14 protein-coding genes are annotated in these 19,490 nt (G+C 49.3%); 6 read left to right on the top strand and 8 right to left on the bottom strand.

Features of this window, described 5'->3' with window-relative positions; all coding sequences use genetic code 11:
- Window positions 1-12 precede the first annotated feature (12 nt).
- Window positions 13-654 (bottom strand): response regulator transcription factor, encoded by a 642-nt coding sequence (locus VFS25_RS24045; RefSeq protein ID WP_326464732.1) that lies wholly within the window; start codon window positions 652-654, stop codon window positions 13-15.
- Between the two features lie 11 nt (window positions 655-665).
- Window positions 666-2,681: a sensor histidine kinase gene (locus VFS25_RS24040; protein WP_326464731.1), complete on the bottom strand. Its 2,016-nt coding sequence runs from the start codon at window positions 2,679-2,681 to the stop codon at window positions 666-668.
- A 325-nt stretch (window positions 2,682-3,006) separates the two neighbouring features.
- Between VFS25_RS24040 and VFS25_RS24035 the strand changes: the two genes are divergently transcribed.
- The 5 genes from VFS25_RS24035 (at window position 3,007) to VFS25_RS24015 (ending at window position 8,593) form a co-directional block, all read left to right on the top strand.
- The gene (locus tag VFS25_RS24035; protein ID WP_326464730.1) at window positions 3,007-4,182 is read left to right on the top strand and encodes an OmpA family protein; all 1,176 of its coding nucleotides are present in this window, start codon (window positions 3,007-3,009) and stop codon (window positions 4,180-4,182) included.
- 10 nt (window positions 4,183-4,192) lie between these two features.
- Complete coding sequence (locus tag VFS25_RS24030) at window positions 4,193-5,473, top strand: hypothetical protein (protein WP_326464729.1); 1,281 nt, start codon at window positions 4,193-4,195, stop codon at window positions 5,471-5,473.
- 30 nt (window positions 5,474-5,503) lie between these two features.
- Entirely contained in the window at window positions 5,504-6,286 is a 783-nt protein-coding gene (locus VFS25_RS24025) for a hypothetical protein (RefSeq protein WP_326464728.1), read from the top strand.
- A gap of 351 nt (window positions 6,287-6,637) precedes the next feature.
- A complete protein-coding gene (locus VFS25_RS24020; protein ID WP_326464727.1) occupies window positions 6,638-7,003 on the top strand; it encodes a BlaI/MecI/CopY family transcriptional regulator in 366 nt (121 codons plus the stop codon).
- A gap of 6 nt (window positions 7,004-7,009) precedes the next feature.
- Window positions 7,010-8,593 (top strand): M56 family metallopeptidase, encoded by a 1,584-nt coding sequence (locus VFS25_RS24015; protein WP_326464726.1) that lies wholly within the window; start codon window positions 7,010-7,012, stop codon window positions 8,591-8,593.
- Window positions 8,594-8,763: 170 nt separating this feature from the next.
- Here VFS25_RS24015 and VFS25_RS24010 read toward each other — a convergent pair whose 3' ends face one another.
- Window positions 8,764-9,828 (bottom strand): formylglycine-generating enzyme family protein, encoded by a 1,065-nt coding sequence (locus tag VFS25_RS24010; protein WP_326464725.1) that lies wholly within the window; start codon window positions 9,826-9,828, stop codon window positions 8,764-8,766.
- 75 nt (window positions 9,829-9,903) lie between these two features.
- Here VFS25_RS24010 and VFS25_RS24005 point away from each other — a divergent pair, with 75 nt between their 5' ends.
- Window positions 9,904-11,265, top strand: a complete 1,362-nt coding sequence (locus VFS25_RS24005; protein ID WP_326464724.1) for a GH1 family beta-glucosidase — start codon at window positions 9,904-9,906, stop codon at window positions 11,263-11,265.
- A 93-nt stretch (window positions 11,266-11,358) separates the two neighbouring features.
- On the opposite strand, the gene VFS25_RS24000 is transcribed toward VFS25_RS24005, so the two are convergent.
- The 5 genes from VFS25_RS24000 to VFS25_RS23980 form a co-directional block, all read right to left on the bottom strand.
- Complete coding sequence (locus VFS25_RS24000; RefSeq protein ID WP_326464723.1) at window positions 11,359-12,942, bottom strand: RagB/SusD family nutrient uptake outer membrane protein; 1,584 nt, start codon at window positions 12,940-12,942, stop codon at window positions 11,359-11,361.
- Window positions 12,943-12,954: 12 nt separating this feature from the next.
- The gene (locus VFS25_RS23995) at window positions 12,955-16,371 is read right to left on the bottom strand and encodes a SusC/RagA family TonB-linked outer membrane protein (RefSeq protein WP_326464722.1); all 3,417 of its coding nucleotides are present in this window, start codon (window positions 16,369-16,371) and stop codon (window positions 12,955-12,957) included.
- A 28-nt stretch (window positions 16,372-16,399) separates the two neighbouring features.
- Complete coding sequence (locus VFS25_RS23990; protein WP_326464721.1) at window positions 16,400-17,389, bottom strand: FecR family protein; 990 nt, start codon at window positions 17,387-17,389, stop codon at window positions 16,400-16,402.
- 81 nt (window positions 17,390-17,470) lie between these two features.
- Window positions 17,471-18,022 (bottom strand): RNA polymerase sigma-70 factor, encoded by a 552-nt coding sequence (locus VFS25_RS23985; protein ID WP_326464720.1) that lies wholly within the window; start codon window positions 18,020-18,022, stop codon window positions 17,471-17,473.
- Between the two features lie 176 nt (window positions 18,023-18,198).
- Window positions 18,199-19,440, bottom strand: a complete 1,242-nt coding sequence (locus tag VFS25_RS23980) for a hypothetical protein (RefSeq protein ID WP_326464719.1) — start codon at window positions 19,438-19,440, stop codon at window positions 18,199-18,201.
- Window positions 19,441-19,490 lie beyond the last annotated feature (50 nt).

The raw sequence follows: 19,490 nt of genomic DNA, 5'->3' as shown, positions 1-19,490 counted from the left end.
GGCACGTCCTGTTTACTCATCCAGCAAATGATATTCCGCTGCAAATTTTATTAAAGCGGCGGTATTATTTACCTCAAACTTTGTAAGCAGGCTTTTACGGTGACTGTCTACCGTAAGCGGGCTAATGAATAACTGCGCGGCAATCTGCTGATTGGTGTTGCCATCGGCAATAAGCTTCAGGATCTGTTTTTCTCTTTTCGTTAATGTGGGCAAAGGATTTTCTTTAAGCGACGATGAGGAATGCAGCAGTTTTTCCATTGGAATACTAAGGTATATTTTGCCGTTCATAACAGTTCTCAGCGCTTCTTCTATTTCTTCCTTACCGGCGCTTTTCAGCAGGTAGCCGCGGGCGCCGTTATCCATCATCCGCAATATATAGCTGCGGTCACTATAGGTGCTGATGCCAATAACCTTTATATCCGGAAGCTCCTTTTTTATTTTCTTGCATAAGTCAAGCCCGTTAATGTCCGGAAGGTTAATATCCAGCAGTACAACGTCAATCCTGTGCAGTTTCAAAAGCTGCATGGCGTCAAAAGCATTTCCGGCAGTAGCCGCCACCGCAAATCCTTTTATTTCGCTAAGCAGGAACTGCATACCGGCTGTTACCACGGGATGATCGTCAACGATGAGTATATTGTAAATTTGAGCTGCCATATTCCTGGTTTTTAAGCGCAACCGCCTTCAATGTTAACAGAAGTACCTTCGGCCGGCGCCGACTGAATATCTACCGTAGCTCCCAGGTATTCCGCACGGGCGCGGATGTTGTTTAACCCCGCACCCCCGTTTTTCGCAATGCTGTTAAGGTCAAAGCCTTTGCCGTCATCTTCTACCGTAAGGTTAAACCGGTTGTTCTTACGGACCAGCTGCACCAGCACATTTTTTGCCTCCGCGTGTTTTACTACATTGTTAAGCAGCTCCTGGATAATACGGTACAGCACAATTTCCGTATTCTGCTCCATGCGCTCCTCCATTCCATAAGTTTGCAGCTGTACCTTTATCAACCCTGTTTCATTCAGGCTGTCGCAATAAATCAGCAGGCTTTCAGCCAGGCCGAATTTTATTAACGACTCAGGCATCATGTTGTGCGATACACGCCGCAGCTCATTCATGGATTGATCAAGCTGAACGACCACATTGTTCAGCATTTGTGCATTTTTTTCAGATAAGATTACGTTTCCCTTCATGGTTGATAATGACAGTTTTACCCCGGATAGCAAACCGCCCACACCATCGTGCAGGTCTTTAGCCAAACGGCTGCGTTCCTCTTCCTGCCCCTTCAGCACTGACTGCATTGCCAGTAATTGCTGCTGCTTCTGCATTTCCCGCACCTGTTGTGTTTTCAGTTGCTCCGACTGTTTTAACAATTGGTTCTTTCTTTTGAAGTTAAGATAAATGGCACCGGCCAGGGTGCCCAAAAGCCCGCACATGATCAGCAATGAGGTGGAGAGTGTGCGCTTCCTGTGCAGTTCGGCTTTTTGCAGCTGGGCGTTTTTGGTTAGCACGAGTATGCTGTCTTCTTTTTTTTGTGTTTGATACCTGGCTTCTATCTCGTTTATTTTTTTTTGTACATCTGTTTCATTGAGGCTGTCGGCCAACAGTACATACTGTTTATAATACCGGCTGGCCTGGTGGTCGTTATGGAGGTTGTTGCCATACACGTCGGCCAGCTTTTTCAGATAGTGCATTTCGCTGGGCTTGTCTTTTATAGCGTGGCTCAGCAGGTAGGCTTTCTCATAGGCTTTTACGCTTTGCCCGTATGCTTTCCTGTTAAGATAAATAGTAGCGATGCGCGATAATAGCTGGTTCTGCCGGAATTTATTTTTAGAATCCACTGCAAACCGGTATGCTTTATTAAAAGCGGTGAGCGCAGCTGAAGTATCTTTAATACCAAGATAGTACATGCCCCAGTTGGAATATAACGATGAAAATATATCGGCCTGGTTTAGCTTCCGGTACAGGCCTTCCTCGGCAGTAAGATAATATTTCGCTGAATCGTACTGCCTGAGTTCAATAAAGTCGTGAATACGCGCCATCCGCAGGTAATACTGGCTCATGTAATTCTCCAGTCCTTTGTTTATCAGCGCCAGTCCTTTCCGGTGGTAAAACAAGGCCTTATCGTACTGGTTAAACTCATTATACACCAGCCCTATGTTGAGATAGGCTGTTAGCAGCTTTTTGTCTTTGCCGGGAAAATCGGCTTTTTTAAAAGCATCTATACCTTCAAAATACATGGTAAGGGCATCCCGGAAATTACCCATGGTCCGCAGCACAGTAGCAATATTCATTTTACTGGTTATCTGGGACGCCAGTGAGGTAGCTGAGTTGGATTTCATGTAAAAGGTGTCGGCTTTCCGGAACAAATAAAGGCAGGTATCAAGATTATCGGTGCGATAGTAAGTAAGGCCGATGCCCGAAACAGCATCTCCCATTTTTTCATACTGGCTTTCCCTTGATGAGAGGCGGAACGCATTTTCAAAGTAACCGCGTGCAAGCCTGCTGTCTGAATATCCAAGCTCATTGCCCAGCAGCAGCAGGTCATTGATACGTGTGCTGTCCGGCAGGCCGTTTTGCTGCAGCTCACTTTTCAGGCTGTCCAGGTACTTATTCTGCGCCTGCAGATCTTCCGGGAAACCGGGTAGCAACAGCGCGGCAAGCAACAATGTGAATAAAGCTTTTTGCATTTGCAATGTTTTTATACAACCGGCGCCAGGGATCTGCAATAAGTAAAAGTCTTTAAAAAAACACAGCTATCCAAGCATCCGGGAAAAAACCCCTTTTTCGGGGAGTGGAGATAAAACCTGTTTTAAGGTGATTGCCTCCGATATAATACTGCCGGAGATTTGCCGTGGTGATTACAGCGTTAAAAAGCTTACCGGATGTTAACAGCATCGCCGGTCATTTCCTTCCATCATAAAAATAAAAAAAATGCGAGGTTCTATTTTAAGAAAACGGCCTTTGTTATTGCTCTGCTGTTTTATGCTCTGTAATACAAATCTGCATGCGCAATTGTGGAAGAAAGTAAAAAACGGGGTAAAACATACCGTAGAAGATCATGTAGTGAATGAATCGGAAAAGGCTACCACCAAAGTGCTGAATAAATCAGAAGAGGAGATTGCAGGCGCCGCAAAGGAAAATAAAGGCGCGGGAAAAGAGGCGGTCAGCAGTGCGCAGCCATCAGGGCAGCCGGAAACAAAAACCACCGGCGATTATAAGCATTATGATTTTGTTGCCGGCGATAAGATCATTTTCCAGCCCGATATGAGCGCCGAATCCGATAACGAGCTGCCGGCCCGCTTTACGGTAAATAACGGTAATGCGGAAATACAGGATGATAATGGTGAAAAGGTATTGCACATTGATAAGGGAAGCGGCGCTACTATTACGCCTTTAATGAATAACGACCACTATCTCCCGGAGCAATTCACCATAGAGATGGACATGATGTATGAAAATGACGGGAACCAATTCAGCTTCAATACTTTCAGAATAGAGCTAAGGAAACCGGGAGAAAGAAACCTGAGCGCCACACCGCCATATAACCTGATGATTGTGTCTAACACCCAATATGAATGGGGAGGTGTAAACGCCGTCAGGTACCAGCTTCCCGAAGAGTTGAAGCAATCCCTCACCACGCCCGGCACCTGGCATCATATTGCCATTTATGTGCGTAAAAATATTGCCAAGGGCTATATAGATCAATACCGTATAGCGGCTTCCAACAATATGCCCGGCGGATTTGGCTACGTAGATATAAAGGCCGACGGCCGCTATGGCATAAAAATCAGGAATGTACGTATTGCCGCCGGGGGCGATGACAAATACAACAAAATAGTGACCGATGGAAAATTCATCACGCATGGAATTTTGTTCGATGTTAACCAGTCTACCATCAGGCCCGAATCAATGGGTACGCTGAATGAAATAGCCAGGTTGATGAAGGACCATGGTGACCTGAAGTTTGAGATAGACGGGCATACCGACAGTGACGGGAACGACGATGCCAATATGAAATTGTCGCAGGCGCGGGCCGGCGCGGTAAGGGCAAAGCTGGTTTCCATGGGTATTGATGAAAGCCGCCTGACCGCCAAAGGGTTTGGCGAAACAAAACCGGTTGACGGCAATGGAACCGCCGAAGGTAAAGCCAATAACAGGAGGGTGGAATTTGTGAAAATTTCAAAATAAAAATAAACCGATGAACACTTATCGCATCTTTATTTGCATTGTTTTCCCCTTTTTTATGGTGCCGGCAGCGTCAAAGGCGCAATTCCTTAAAAAGCTGGGCAATTCCGTAAAGCAGGTAGCTAAGGAAGCTGTTTCCAATGACAATTCCGCCGATAATGCCCCGTATTCAAATACATCTTCAACGGATCATACCACGCCGGGAAGCAAGGCAGCGCTCAAGGCGCCTGCGCCGGACTTTGAAAAACAGGGCATTGCCGTGATGGATGCAGGTTCGGCTGCTTATAATGCAGGACAATATTTCATTGAACAATATTCTTCTGTAACGCCTTCAGTCAACGGCCTCAAAGCAATAGTGGCAGTAGGCCTTATGACCGGTAAGGAACGGTTGAGTGAGCTGGGCGAAGGTTCCGGTAACGACGTGGCTTATATTTATGAAAACGGCCGGAAAACCCAAACTACAACAGTAGGTAAGCTGGATGGCAGCTTATTGACCCTCAATAAAAAGTATGACTGGTACGCAATGAACAATGTTGTAAACACCGGCAACGAAAGCAGGTACATTAAAAAATCAGCGCTGAGTGTGAGCATAGTATTCAACGGGAAAAAATACGGTCCCTATAAAGCGGTAACGCAGATGATCATCAGCAAGGATAACACAAAGTTTTTTGCAACGGTGTGCCCCACTATAAATGACCTGGAACAGCAAAAAAATTATTTGCTTTCCAATGATGGAAAGCTAAAGCCCATTGCATTCGGCGGCGACCTGCTGGCCAACAGGCGCTTTACAACCGGCTGCATGATCTTATCGCCTGTTACCGCCATTGCCTCCCGGCTTGCCAAAGAAGAAGACGAGAAAAAGCAGGCTGTGTTGCAACAGCAAATGACCGATGCCATGATGAATCACCAGAACGAAAATGATGTGATCTTTTTCAGCGGCCGGGAGCTCAAAGGCGTAATAACGGAATACAAATGGCTCGATAACAGCGGCAACAACTTGTTTTCCACCAAAACGGATGCCGGTGGCGGTTGGGAAGCAGGGCTTTACCTGAACGGGAAAAAGATAGCCAATGACAAGCCCCACGAAGGGCATGCATGGTGCAATGCCGATGCTACCAGCTGGGCGTACGGATCACTGGGTGAGGTGGAAGACCTTGTTTTTAAAGATGGCACCCGTGTTTCCAAAGCATACCATCCAAGGCAAATTGAATACGGGGGCAAAAGCTACCTGGTGTGGTTTATGTACGACCGCGTACAATCAGCCGAAATCAAAATGTGCAGCAAAGCCCTGTAAATACATATTCAATAAACTAAAACCCTCACCATGAGAATCAATGCTGTTTTTCTTTTTGCTTTTACAATTATACTGTTAGCAACAGCCTGCAATAAAGATAAAGACGATAATAACCCGCTGCCTGATGTTGATGTCACAGCAGGCTATATGCCCGGAACAAAAGGTATGGAGCTTACTTACACCATCACGCAAGGTGATGAAATGGGGGCATCTTCAGTAATGAAAATAACCGATGTTTATGACTCATCCGGGTACACGATAGCCAAAGGAATGGCAGCTGCAGCAGGTATTGGCAACCCGGTTTATATTATTCATAACAAGGAAAAAACGGTGAACACGGTTCGCCCGGTGGCCGCGTATTATGAAAGCCTTTCATTAGCGGCCGCACAGTACGATGTATTTACCCATGAGGAGCATCCCTATATCATTACCATTCCGCACAGCAGCCAGCTCCACGCCGTTGTATTCCCCGAAACGGTATTTACCCAAACCCATGGAGAAAAAAATGATAACGGCGCTTCACTGGTGAATGATTATACACAAACAGAAATGACCGCGGAAATAGATTCTATCGGGAAGATCACCATTCAACTTGGCGCTTTCGATTGTGTAAGGGTGCATCACATAAGAAAAACCCATTTGCACAGTGTTGCCACCGACTATGATGGCAGCCAGACAGTGGTTGACCAGGGAGTGGAGTTTGACGAAAAAGAATGGTACACACCAGGATTAGGTGTAATAAAAACAGAAGAAACGAACATGAATACAGGAGTGCTTACTGTAACGGAATTAACAAAGGTGGAAAAGCCGTAAGGAAACCTGTAAAACAAAATGGGGCTGACCGCTACTTTGGGTCAGCCCCACTTGTTTTCACACCATAATAAGACCGCTGCGTTCATCCGGCATTTAAGGTTTCGTTGCACCGGCAGTTTGTTTTCACGCTATAGTATGACCGCTATCCGTCCGGTTTTATATTCCGCTATTCCGCTTCTGGCCGGCCCGCTCTCAACCGTTGCTAATTAGTTACGATGGGTAAAAACGTAGCCTTAACCCTTTTCTCCCCAACCCCTTTCCACCAATAAATCGCTCTCCCCAAAAAAAATAATTACGAAATATTCGTAGAATTACGAAAATGTCGTAACTTAGTATTGTAAACAGATTTATATGGAAAAGCTCACGCAGCAGGAAGAAGCTGCCATGCAGGCGGTATGGCAAAAAGGAAAAGGTATTGTAAAAGATTTCCTGGAGGTGCACACCGCACCTGTACCGCCCTACACCACGCTGGCCTCCACCATTAAAAACCTGGAAAAGAAAGGCTATCTGCAAAGCCGCAAAACAGGCAACGTATATGAATATACGCCATTGATAGCGGAAGAGGAGTATAAGAAGAAGTTCATGAACGGTTTTGTGCAAAGCTACTTTGAGAACTCCTACAAGGAGCTGGTTACTTTTTTTGCCAAAGAGAAAAAGATCAGTCCCGACGAGCTGAAGGAGATTATCCGTATGATAGAACAAAACGACACAAAATAATTAGATATGCCGGCCTTGTTAATATACCTGTTAAAAGCCAATATAGCGCTTACACTGTTTTACCTGGCCTACCGCTTTGGGCTGCGCAGGCTTACCTTTTATGTGCTGAACCGTTTCTTTTTGCTTGCCGGTATTGTATGCGCGGCGGTGTTCCCGTTAATAGATGTGAATGCGCTGCTGGAGCATCATGAGCGCATCAGCAGTGTGGTAGTGATTTATGTGCCTGACCTGAACACATTGCAAACAGAGCGTTTTACGGTTTGGAATGTGCTGGTATATATTTTCTGGGTCGGGGTAGCGGCCATGGCCATCCGTTTTATTATACAGCTCCTGTCATTGTGGAAGCTGCACCGGCAGGCGCAGGCGGCAGTTATACAGCAACAGCCGGTAAAAGCGTTAAAGCAGCCGGTAAATCCCTTTTCCTTCTTTAAGAATATTTACATCAATCCCTCCCAGCACTCGCCGCTGGAGCTGGATGCCATTTTGCGGCATGAGCAGGTGCACGTGAAGCAATGGCATACCCTGGATGTGCTGGCGGCAGAGCTGAATAACATCTTCTACTGGTTTAACCCGGGCGCCTGGCTAATGCGCACTGCTATAAAGGAAAACCTGGAGTTTATTACAGACCGGCAGATGTTGCGGCAGGGGGTAGATCCGAAAGCTTATCAATACAACCTGATAAAAGTTAGTGGAATTCCATATGCGACGGCCATCGCAAACAACTTCAATCTTTCACACCTGAAAAACAGAATTAAAATGATGAACAGCAAGCGTTCCGCTAAATATAATATGCTCCGCTACGTAGTACTGGGCAGCATAGTAGCAATAGCCCTGCTATCGCTTAACTACAGCCGGGCGGCCTTTAAACAAAAGCAAACAGCAAATGTAAAAAATACAATGGCGGCAGATACAATAGCTACGCCTGCACCTCCGCCTCCGCCACCGGCTCCTGAAGCAACGGGTAAAATACCACCGCCGCCTCCGCCGCCTTCACCATCATCCAAATCCATGCCGGCGCCGGCGCCCGTGCCCCCGCCGCCACCGCCTCCTGTACCAGATACAGTGCCTGCACCAAAAATATCGCTGAAGAATTTTAAAGGCATTCTTTTCATTGATGGTGTGCGTACAGAGAACAGCGCGCTGGAACGCCTGGATAAAGGCGATATTGAATCAGTAAACGTCTGGAAAGGTGATGAAGCAGTAAAGCGGTATGGCAAAGATGGAAAGAACGGGGTGTTATTCATTACCACTAAAAAAGGAAAGCAAACCATTAACATACCCGGCTCCGGCGAAAATAACATAGTAGTGCTGGGGTATAAGGGTAAAGCCGATACAGTACGGGTTGTAGACAGGCATACAAACCGCAGCAGTGTTGTTACGTTTACAGGAATAGACAGCCTGCATCCGCAGCCGCTGGTGATTATTGATGGTGTTCCGGCAAAAGTCAATGCCGTAAAAAGCCTGTCGCCCGGCAGCATTACGGCTATCAGCGTGCTGAAAGATAAAACAGCCACCTCCCTGTATGGCAACGCCGGCCGTAATGGCGTAATACTGGTAACCACAAAAGACAGCACTATTACTGTAAAGTAAACAGGGCAAGCACCGGAGCCGGCCAGAGGAAACGTAAAATCCTAAACGTAAAATGTAAAAGTAATCCCGATTTTATTTAATACTGTACCCGCTTTCGTGGCTTTACTTTTACATTTAGCATTTAAAATTTTACATTTTACATTCCCTCTGGCCGGTTCTTTTAAATATGTTTACAGGTCCTTTACACAGCGGAAACCCAGGTTAGCCAGCCCGGAAGTGGGCGTGGTTTTCATCCTGGCCGTTACCCGGTAGCCGCTGCAATACTCATCGCTGCACATAAAAGAGCCGCCCCTTATTACCCGCTTGGGCGCATAGGGGTCTGCCGGGTCAAAGCCCCTGCCGGGGCCCTGCGGGTTATGCGCCCCTGCCGGAGTTGCGCTGTAATAGTTGGCATCATACCAGTCGGCGCACCACTCCCATACATTGCCCGACATATCATACAACCCATAACGGTTAGGTGTGAACGATTTTACCGGCGCGGTGCTATAAAACCCGTCGGCTTTTGTATTCTGGTAGGGGAAATGCCCGTTCCAGGTATTGGCTTTAGGCTTGCCGGCTGTTAATGGCTCGTTGCCCCAGGGATAGGGCTGGCCCGCCAGCCCGCCGCGGGCGGCATACTCCCATTCCGCTTCTGTAGGCAGGCGTTTACCGGCCCACCTGGCATAGGCCTGCGCATCAACCCAGGCTATATGCACTACAGGGTAGTGCTCCTTACCTTTAATATTGCTGTCCGGCCCTTCGGGGTGCTGCCAGCTGGCGCCCGGTACAAAAGCCCACCATTGCGATACATCATCCAGCGGTACCTGGTGGTCCGGTGGAGAAAATACCAGGGAGCCGGCCTGCAGCAGGCTGCTGTCGGGGTCCGGTGAGCCGGGGGGCATTTCCTTCAGCAGCTCCTCTTTGCTGATGGGTTTTTCAGCAACGGTCACATAACCGGTGGCTGCCACAAAAGCCGCAAACTCCGCATTGGTCACCTCATGCTCGTCCATCATAAAGCTGTCAACCTGCACCGTATGCACGGGCTGTTCATCGGCCTGGGCCGGCATTTCATCCGTACCCATGGCAAAGCTGCCGCCAGGAATAAGCACCATCGGGTTCAGGCTGTCTATGACCGGAGCAGCAGCAGCGGTACGGTGTTTTGTTACAGCTGTTACAGCCGGTGTGTGCGTACCGTTGCCGCAGGCTGCCATGCAGCCCGCACCTATCAGCAGGTATATCAATTTACGTGCATCCATACCCTAAAATTAAAAAGCTATTATTAACAATTAAATAATGATTTTTTTAAATAAAGAATTGTAAACTGCGGTTGTATGCAACCATTTACTGCACCATTTAGCCGTCATGACTTTGGGGATGATTTTTTATGGGGCGTTACCATTGCCGCTTTTCAGAACGAAGGCGCGCATGATAAAGACGGCAGGGGCAAATCTATATGGGATGTTTTTACCCTGCGCAGGGGTAAAATAAAGGATGGCAGCAATGCCTGCGTTGCCTGCGATTTTTACCACCGTTACGAGCAGGACCTGCAGCTGGCGAAGATGATGGGCTTTTCGGTTTTCCGCTTCTCTATTTCCTGGCCCCGCATACTGCCTAACGGCACCGGTGAGGTAAACCCCGCCGGCATAGCCTTTTACCACCGCCTGATAGATGCCTGCCTGGAAACAGGGCTGGTGCCCTACGTTACGCTGTACCACTGGGATCTGCCCCAGGCGCTGGAAAGCAGGGGCGGCTGGTGCCACCGCGGCGTGGTGTTTGCATTTGAGGAGTATGTGCGTATATGCATGCGTGAATATGGCGATAAAGTAAAGCACTGGATTGTACTGAACGAGCCCTTTGGCTTTACCTCTTTAGGTTATATGCTGGGCGTGCATGCGCCGGGCAAATTTGGCCTGTCGTACTTTTTACCGGCCGTGCACCATGTAGCGCTGGCGCAGGCTACCGGCGGGCGTGTAATACGGGAAGAAGTGAAGGATGCGGTTATAGGCACCACGTATTCCTGCTCGCATATTATTCCCTATACCCAAAATGAGCGCGACCTGCAGGCCGCCCGCAAGGCCGATGCCCTGTTTAACCGCCTGTTCCTGGAACCCGCGCTGGGCATGGGTTACCCGGTGCACGATATGCCCCTGCTAAAACGTATAGAGCGCCGCTATGCCTTGTGGCGCGACTGGGATAAGCTGGCGTTTGACTTTGACTTTATTGGCCTGCAGCACTATTTTCCCCTGGTGGTACGCTACAATGCCTTTATGCCCGTGATAGGCATTTCAGAAGTAAAGCCGCGCTACCGCAGGGTACCGGTTACAGGCCTGGGCTGGGAGATCAGCCCGGGCGGCATGTATGCCGTGCTTAAACAGTTTGCGGCCTACCGTAACGTAAAGCGCATTATTGTTACCGAAGGCGGCGCCGCTTTTAATGATGTGCCGGAAAATGGCCGTATAAAAGATACTGCCCGCATACAGTATTTCCAGGATTACCTGGGCGCCGTGCTGCAGGCAAAAAGGGAAGGAGTGCCGGTAGAAGGTTATTTTGCCTGGACGCTCACCGATAATTTTGAGTGGGCAGAGGGCTACCGCGCCCGCTTTGGCCTGGTGCATGTTGATTTTGAAACGCAGCGCCGTACCATTAAAGACTCCGGCTACTGGTTCAGGGCCCTGTTAAATGAAGAAGGATGAAGCATATGCTCCATCCTCCTTTTTGTTGTTGGCTGCTTTTGCCTGCGCAAAGCTGTTAGCTGCATGATTATTGTTCACTGTCAATAGAAAACATTACCAGCCACCGTTCTGTCCCAGGTTTGTATTAATGGATCTTTCACTTTGCGGAATAGCCCACAGGTAGTCACGCCCTGCGTTAAAGGAGCGGGTTTCTACCAGCACATGCTTGCCATAATCTTCCCGGCTGTTGTCAAAATTGTTCAGGATGCCATACACCGGGCCGGGCATCACGCTTTCAGCAATCTTCCACCGGCGGATGTCGAACAGGCGGTTATCCTCAACCGGGAACTCTACATGTCTTTCTCTTCTTACAATAGCGCGTAATGCCGCCTGGGTGGCTGCTTTGGCAGGTGTAACGGCCGGCATCATTACGCCGGGGCGCTGCCGTACGCGGTTAATAGCGTCATATACAGTAGCATCAACCTGGTTGTTCTCGATTTTTGCCTCTGCATAGGTCAGCAGCACTTCGGCAAAGCGTATCAGCACAATGTCGTTATAGGAGTTGCGGTCCCAGCTGCCGTCAATATCTGCCGGTACATATTTTTTGTAGTAGTAGCCGGTAAAGGAAGCGTTGTTTTTGCTCAGCGCATCAATGGAGCCTTTTGCAGTTACATCAATCACCAGCCCGTTCACCGTATCGCCGGGCGTAATTACGTTTAAACGTAACCGTGGGTCGCGGTTGGCAAAGGGGTGTGCAGGATCGTAGATGGTGGATTGATCTATGGGATTGCCTTCAATATCTTCATACGCATCTACCAGCTTTTGTGTGGGCACTACCTGCGACCAGCCGCCCAGCGAAGGACCGCCTATCCACGTGGCAGTGGCGTTTGGCAGCGTATTCTTTAAATACTGCGCGGCAAATATGATCTCCTTGCTGGTTTTGTTGGTGCCGTTAAAAAGGCGCTGGTAATCGGGGTCAATAATGTAATTGTTCAGGTCCATCACTGCTTTGGCGGCATTGGCGGCTTCCGTCCAGTTACCTTCATACAGGTAGGTGCGGGCTTTCAGCGCCAGTGCCGCGCCACGGGTAGCCCGGCCGTAATTGGAGGCGTCGTAGCTTACCGGCAGCATGTTGCTCACCGTGTCCAGCTCCTTTACAATAAAATCCGCTACCTGTGCCCGCGGTGTGCGGGTTACATCAAATTCATCTATAGCCTGTATGTGTGTGATCAAAGGCACATCGCCGTACAGGCCAATGAGCTGCTGGTAGGCATAAGCCCTGATAAAGCGGGCCTCACCTTTCAGGCGGTTACGCAGGCTGTCGTCCATATTGGGCACACGGTCAATATTGCCTATTACATCGTTACAGGAGGCAATCATGCGGTAAAAATTGCTCCAGAAGTTGGCAAACATGCCGGTGCCTGCGCTGGCGCTGCCATTGCCTACCAGGCGCACATCGCTGGGCCAGTCGCTCCAGGAGTAGCTGTCGTCTGTAGCGCAGGAAATAAATAAGCGGTTATCTACATCGCCCAGGCGCCGGTAGCAGTTGTTCACCGCATTTACGGCATCGGCCTGTGTTTTCCAGTAATCCGCAGTGCTCACCTGGTCCTGCGGCTGCTCGTCTAAGAAACTTTTTTTGCAGGCTGTAAAGTACATACAGGCAACTGCTGCTATAAGAAATATGCTTAATTTTTTCATGGTTGCTTGTATTTAGAATGCTACGTTTAAACCGAAGGTGAAAGTCCGTACCTGTGGATAATAACGGCTGTCGTTCGGTGCTTCCGGATCTATATCGCTGGGCAGGCTGGTAAAGGTGAGCAGGTTTTGGCCGCTCACATATACGCGGGCCCTGCTGAGGCCCACCTGCTGCATCCATGCTTTGGGCAGGGTGTAGCCCAGCTGCAGGCTTTTTAAGCGCAGGTAAGCGCCGCTTCTTACCCAGTAAGAGGATGACTGGTAGTTTTGTGTGCTGGTTACCAGCCTGGGGAAAGGAGCATTTGTGTTCTCCGGTGTCCAGCTGTTGGCATGTACGGCTTTAAAATTATTATCGCTGTTGGTAGGCGCTCTTTCCATTACCAGTGTTTGTATAGCTACTTTGCCAACGCCCTGGAAAAAGGCCGACAAATCAAATCCCTTGTAAGCGCCGCCCAGGTTCACGCCGTAGGTATAGCGGGGAATATCGCTGCCCAGGTACACCATATCGCCGCCAACAGTGGCATCGCCTTCTTTCACAGTGCCGTCGCCGGTCACATCTTTGTACATCAGGTCGCCGGGTCCGGTGCCGGATATAGGCGGAGTGGCATGCTTATCTACCTGTTCCTGCGTTTGGAAAATACCTTCCACCTGGTAGCCGTAAAATGCGCCAATGGGCACGCCGGTTACATTGCCGGTGTAAATGTTGTTGTTGTCTTTTGATACCAGGTCGGAGCCTTTCAGGTCCACGATCTTGTTCCTTACGTCAGACAGGTTGGCGCCAATGTTATAGCTGAAATCATCTCCTATTTTGTTATGATAGTTCAGGGATAATTCCCAGCCGGTGTTCTGCACCTTGCCGGCATTCTGCACAGATGCGTCCAGGCCAACGGTGTTGGGTATACGCAGGTCCAGGAGGATGTCGTAGGTGCTTTTCTTATAGTAATCAAACGTAACATCCAGGTTTTTCAGCACGGTCAGGTCCAGGCCCACATCCGTCATACGGGTGGTTTCCCAGGTTAAGCCCGAGTTGGGATATACGGTTATACCTGCAGTGGGGTTCAGCGAACCGCCAAAGGGATAGCTGTTGTACTGGTAGGTCGACTGGTAAGGATAGTTCATTTTAATGTTGATGTTGTTGCCCTGGAACACATCGTTACCCAGCTCGCCCCAGCTGCCGCGCAGCTTCAGGTTATTGATGAAGGTAACATCCTGCATAAACTCCTCACCGGATATACGCCAGCCGGCGGAGAAGGAGGGGAACCATCCCCAGCGCTGCCCGTCGGCAAAGCGGGAGGAGCCATCCCTTCTGATGTTGGCTTCAAACAGGTATTTATCCTTGAAATTATAGTTCAACCGGCCAAAGAAAGAGAGCAGGCTGTAAGCATCCGCCGTGCCTTTTGCCTGCTGGCCGTCGGCTGCGCCGGCATTGATCTGCTCAATATCGCCGTTGGGCAGGTTAGTGCGGTAGCCGCTCAGGTCATCATTGGTTTCTGTAAGGCGCGACACGCCGCCCATGATCTTAAAGGCGTGCTGGCCCAGGCTTTTCTCATACTGCAGCAGTCCCTGGAAGTTGCGGAACCAGTAGCCCTGGTATTCCTTGGTAATGTTGTTTTGTCCTATGGTAAGGGTTTTGGTATTGTCCGGGTAATCGGTAAAGTAATCCAGCGCCCTGTTATGCATGCTGTTGTAAACGGAGCGATAATTTACAGCTGCCATACCGGTAAGGGTAAGGCCTTTTACAATCTCGTAGTTGCCTTTGAAATTGCCGGTGAACAGGTTGTTCTTATACACGTATAAACCGCCTTCTTCCTGCAGGCGAATGGGGTTTTGGCCGCCTCTTACAATGCCCCAGGTGCCATCGGTATACTTGTTAACCGTTAAAGGGTTTATAATGGCAGCCTGGCCAAACTGGTACCATGCAGATCCTTCCTGCCCCTGTGGCTCCTGCTGGTCGCCCAGGCGGGTGGAGATGTCGGCGCTGAAGTTCAGCTTTTCATTGATCTTGATGTCTGTATTTAAACGTACGGTAATACGGTTGTAATCCATATTCTTAATCAAACCCTTCTGGTCAAAATAGTTGGCGGAGAACTGGTACTTCACATTATCCGTACCGCCGCCAACACCTATGCTGTGCGACTGCTGGAAACCGCTGCCGGTTAGGATGTCGTTCATCCAGTAGTTATCCGGGTACAGGTTTTTGTCGCGGTTGGGATCATTATACGCCGCTATCTGCGCATCGGAATACTGCGCGCCGGCGCCGGAGTTGATACGCATCAGGTTCACCAGCTTCATGAACTCCTGCGCGCCTACGTATTTGGCCAGGCGGGCCGGGTTTTGCCATCCAAAATAGTTGGAGTAGGTAACCCGGGGCTTGCCGGTGCTGCCTCTTTTGGTAGTGATCAATATAACGCCGTTGGCTGCACGTACGCCATAAATAGATGCGGCAGCGGCATCTTTGAGGATAGACATAGAGGCAATGTCGTTAACGTCTATATCATTAATGTTATATTGTACGCCATCTACCAGCACCAACGGATCATTATTGTTCAGGGTGCCCCTGCCGCGGATGCGGATGGTGCTTTCGTCGCTGCCCGGCTGGCCGGTTGATTGTTTTACGGTTACGCCGGAGGCCACGCCCTGTAACGCGGTAGATACCTGGCCTACCGGTTTCCAGTTCACATCGGTGCCGGAAACAGCGGTAACAGCGCCGGTCAGGTCTACTTTCTTTTGTGTGCCATAACCTACTACCACTACTTCCGACATGGATTTAACATCGGGCTGCAGCTGTACGTTAATGCTGGTACGGTTGCCAATGGATATTTCCTGTTTCAGGTAACCCAGGTAAGAAAACTCCAGGGTACCGTTACCATCGGGTACCGGTAAGGTATAAGCGCCGGTAGCATCGGTAGTGGTGCCGGTGGTGGTACCTTTTAATAATACCGTTACACCCGGCACCGGCTGGTTCTTTTCATCGGTAACCCGGCCTTTTACAATTATCTGCTGCATGCCGCTGAAGCTGAACTGGAACGGTATGCTGCCCGGCTGCTGTGCAGGAATGCTGTTAATGTTGTTGTTTACAAGCTGCGCCGGAGGCGTTTCGTCTTTGCTGTAAATAATATAAAAGTTGTCCCTTATTTTCCGGTATTGCAGGTCGTTGGCGCTGGTTAGCGACTCCAGCGCTGCTTCCAGTGTTGGCTGGTTTTCCATGGTGGAGGTGCTGAGCTGTTTTTTCTCCAGCTGGCTTTTGTACAGGAATGATACGCCGTACTTTAATTCCAGCTGGCTTAATACATTCTTTAGCAGCTTTTTTGGGGAAGTGGACACAGGCTGGGATTGGCGTGGAATGGCTGCCATATCCTGCGAGCGGGCAGGGAGTCCGCAGTAACAGGCCACGCCCATGGCTGTTACGAAGGACATCAAGTATCTGTTCATAATACTTTGGTTGAATGTTATCTAATGTTTATTGATGGTTCTTTTCAATGTTCACAGTGGCATTTTGCCGGGTAATCTTTAAATCAAATAATTGGGAAAGGCCGTCCAGCAGCATGTTGGCATTTTCGCTGGGCACAGTGCCCGAGAGCTGCTGGTGTAAGAGCGTGGAGTCTTTAATTATAACTGTAATACCATATGTTTCGCGCAATACCTGCGCTACCTGTACCAGCTCAGTGTTGCTGAATTCCAGCTTGTGATTTTTCCAGGAGGCGTATGCAGCCGCGTTAATATGCTTTTTGTGATAAGAAAGCGTATTGGCTTTTACCTCTACCAGCTCGCCGGGCCGCATAATAATGGGCGCCGGAATGGCCCTGCTGTTGCTGCTTAAACGTACCTTGCCGCTGTTCAGCACCACCTGGGTGCGGCCTTCACGGTCCAGCACATTAAAGGTGGTGCCCAGCACCTCCACGTTAATATGGTGGGAGGTGTGCACCAGGAAACGTTTGCGGGCTGCGGGCTTTACGTCAAAAAAAGCTTCGCCCTGCACCCATATCTCCCGGTCTTTTGCGGCATTCCAGTACCGGCGGTATTGGAGGGTGCTGTTACCATTCAGCGTAACAACCGACTGGTCGGGCAGGGTAAGGGTGCGCACTTCGCCGTAAGCGGTTTTATAGGTAACCAGGCGGTTTTGCAGGTACATTTTCCAGGCCGCAAACGAAAGCGCCAGGGCGCCGGTAATAACAGCTGCTGCTTTTAACAGGGCATAGCCCTGCCATCGCCGGCGGCGGCGAAGCGGTATCTCCTGTTGCTGTGCAGTGGTTAATATGCGCTGGAACAGCGCTTCTGAGCGGCTGGTTTGCGCCAGCTCCCGCTGCGCATCGCCTTTTTCAAGATCGCGTTGCACCGCGTTCAGCAGGTAGCGGCGGCCTTCATCTGTATTCAGCCACTCCAGCACCTGGCGGTGTTCTTCAGCGGTACACCGGTTGTTAAAGAATTTTTCTAATAGTGCAGGGTCCATTTCGTGCATATATAATTCGCCTCCTTATGAGGTACTACACCTGGCGCAAGGCAAAGTATTATACGTGCCGAAAATTTTTTTTTAGAGGAAAAGGCGCACGATCACCAGCAGCAGGGTGCTGCTGAATAGTTTAAGGTAATGCCGCAGCAGCTGGCTGGCCTGCGAAAACTGGAACTTAACGGTATGGATAGAGATGCCCAGCCTGGCGGCTATCTCTTCATTGCTCAGGCCTTCTACGGTTCTTAATTTAAAAATATGCTTTTTGCGGGGAGAAAGCTGTTCTATGGCCTGGTCCATGGCCTTCTTATAATCGTTGAAAAGTACGGCGGCTTCCGGCTCTTCATGGCTTACCGGCGCCTGGCGCAGAAGGGTGAATTGTTTAATGAGCGCGCGTTTATGATCGCGTATTACATTCAGTATATGGTACTTTAAACATTTGAACAGGAAATTGCGTACGCCCTGCGCAGGGTCCAGCTGTCCGCGGCTTACCCACAGCTTTACAAATACCTCATGCACGGCATCTTCGGCCATGGCCGCGTTCTTCAGGTATTTACAGGCCACCCCGTATAATAGCTGGTGGTATATACTGTATATTTCCTTAAAAGCAACGTGATCACCGGACCGTAGCCGCATTGTCAATAGCTGTTCCCTATCTGCATAGTGTACAGGCACTATTTCCCCCTTCTGTTTACGAGTTTAGCGATGTTGCGCCAACGTTGGCACAGGGCAACTAAAATTAGTAAACGCGGGATATTGCGTTAATGGAAACTTAACAATTACTGCTGCTTTTTTAACTAATAAGGCAGCTATTAATCGTAAATGCGGCGAATAAACCAAATGTCGCGGAAAGAGAAGTGGAATACGGCGCTTACATAATTCTCCTTGATCAGGTTGTTGGCTTCGGTGCCGCGCTGCCCTACCTCAATTCCCAGGTAGTAGCGTAATGCGCCGTTGCGGCTGGGTAACGATACGCCTATGCTGCCGGCTACATCCTTTATCTGCTGGCCGCCTACAGTAAGGTAGGTTTTGTTGTGGGAGAAACCGGCCTGTAAAACCATGCCTTCTATAATGCCGTTATAATAATGGCGTTTAAAAGCATATTCTATACCGCCCGCATAGCGTTCGGCATCTGTAAGCTTGTAATTGGTTTGGCTGGAGTTAATGCCGCTCCACAGCTGTTTGCGGTAATCGCCCACCACGGTAATATTGCCCTTTGACAAAGAAAAGCCCGCGCCATATTGTTCAGGCAGGGAAAATTTTTGCGTGCCCTGGTCATCCTTATACAGCACGGTTTCGTTGGCGTTTACCACATTTACGGTATGCTGGAAACGCATAACGGTTTTAAAGCGGTAAGTAGCGCCCAGGCCAATTTCCCAGTCCTTTATTTTGCCCAGGTACTGCAGGCCGGTGTTAAAGTTCACATTATAGGCGTAACGTTTATCTACCGTAGATACGGTATCGCTGCCCAGGGTTTCAGTGGCGTTAATAGGGCCGAACAGGAAAGCGGAAGAAACCCCTACGGAAAAATTCTTGCTAAGCCTTACTGAGTTGGACCAATATACCCGGTTAATACCGCCGGTGCCTTCTGTAACAGCATCTACCGGCTGGCTGGTTCCCTCTATATAGCGCTCGTTCAGCAGCTTGTAATCCACGGTGCTGTAAGGGGTAAGGCCGGCGCTCATGCCCCAGCGCTTATTCACCTTAAAGCCAATGGCCAGTCTTTTAATATTCACATCGCCCGCGCTTTGGTTCAGGCTTTGTCCTTTATAGCTAACAGTGGTGCCGCGCAGGGCAACGTCAAACATAAAGTTCTGCGCCGGAATGGCGGTATAGGAAGCAGGGTTCAGCTCATTCAGGTAAAACAGGGACGGGCGGGCAATACCGGCGCTGCCTAAGCCAAAGTTGCGGCTGTAGTCGCGGTCTTCCAGGTCGCCCACACCAAATGCAGAATACAGGGAGTTAATGCCTTTGCCGCTTTGCGCACTTACCTGTTGTATACAGCCCAGCAGCAACAGCCCACATATACCGGTATATTTATTTATTTTGAACATTTACACTGTTTGTTTGATCAATTGAAAGCAATCACAAATGTGGTGAACTT

Source organism: Chitinophaga sp. (assembly GCF_035761305.1).
In the GTDB taxonomy this organism is placed as follows: domain Bacteria; phylum Bacteroidota; class Bacteroidia; order Chitinophagales; family Chitinophagaceae; genus Chitinophaga.
The sequence above is the reverse complement of the archived record's forward strand: the minus strand, read 5'-3'. Positions and strand labels throughout refer to the sequence as shown.

Bases quoted from the DNA above. Each gene is read 5' to 3' on its own strand.
- VFS25_RS23995 (WP_326464722.1), bottom strand. From the start codon at position 16,371: ATGAACAGATACTTGATGTCCTTCGTAACAGCCATGGGCGTGGCCTGT.
- VFS25_RS24015 (WP_326464726.1), top strand. From the start codon at position 7,010: ATGCCGGCCTTGTTAATATACCTGTTAAAAGCCAATATAGCGCTTACA.
- VFS25_RS24045 (WP_326464732.1), bottom strand. From the start codon at position 654: ATGGCAGCTCAAATTTACAATATACTCATCGTTGACGATCATCCCGTG.
- VFS25_RS24040 (WP_326464731.1), bottom strand. From the start codon at position 2,681: ATGCAAAAAGCTTTATTCACATTGTTGCTTGCCGCGCTGTTGCTACCC.
- VFS25_RS24025 (WP_326464728.1), top strand. From the start codon at position 5,504: ATGAGAATCAATGCTGTTTTTCTTTTTGCTTTTACAATTATACTGTTA.
- VFS25_RS24010 (WP_326464725.1), bottom strand. From the start codon at position 9,828: ATGGATGCACGTAAATTGATATACCTGCTGATAGGTGCGGGCTGCATG.
- VFS25_RS24000 (WP_326464723.1), bottom strand. From the start codon at position 12,942: ATGAAAAAATTAAGCATATTTCTTATAGCAGCAGTTGCCTGTATGTAC.
- VFS25_RS23980 (WP_326464719.1), bottom strand. From the start codon at position 19,440: ATGTTCAAAATAAATAAATATACCGGTATATGTGGGCTGTTGCTGCTG.
- VFS25_RS24005 (WP_326464724.1), top strand. From the start codon at position 9,904: ATGCAACCATTTACTGCACCATTTAGCCGTCATGACTTTGGGGATGAT.
- VFS25_RS23990 (WP_326464721.1), bottom strand. From the start codon at position 17,389: ATGGACCCTGCACTATTAGAAAAATTCTTTAACAACCGGTGTACCGCT.
- VFS25_RS24030 (WP_326464729.1), top strand. From the start codon at position 4,193: ATGAACACTTATCGCATCTTTATTTGCATTGTTTTCCCCTTTTTTATG.
- VFS25_RS24020 (WP_326464727.1), top strand. From the start codon at position 6,638: ATGGAAAAGCTCACGCAGCAGGAAGAAGCTGCCATGCAGGCGGTATGG.
- VFS25_RS23985 (WP_326464720.1), bottom strand. From the start codon at position 18,022: ATGCGGCTACGGTCCGGTGATCACGTTGCTTTTAAGGAAATATACAGT.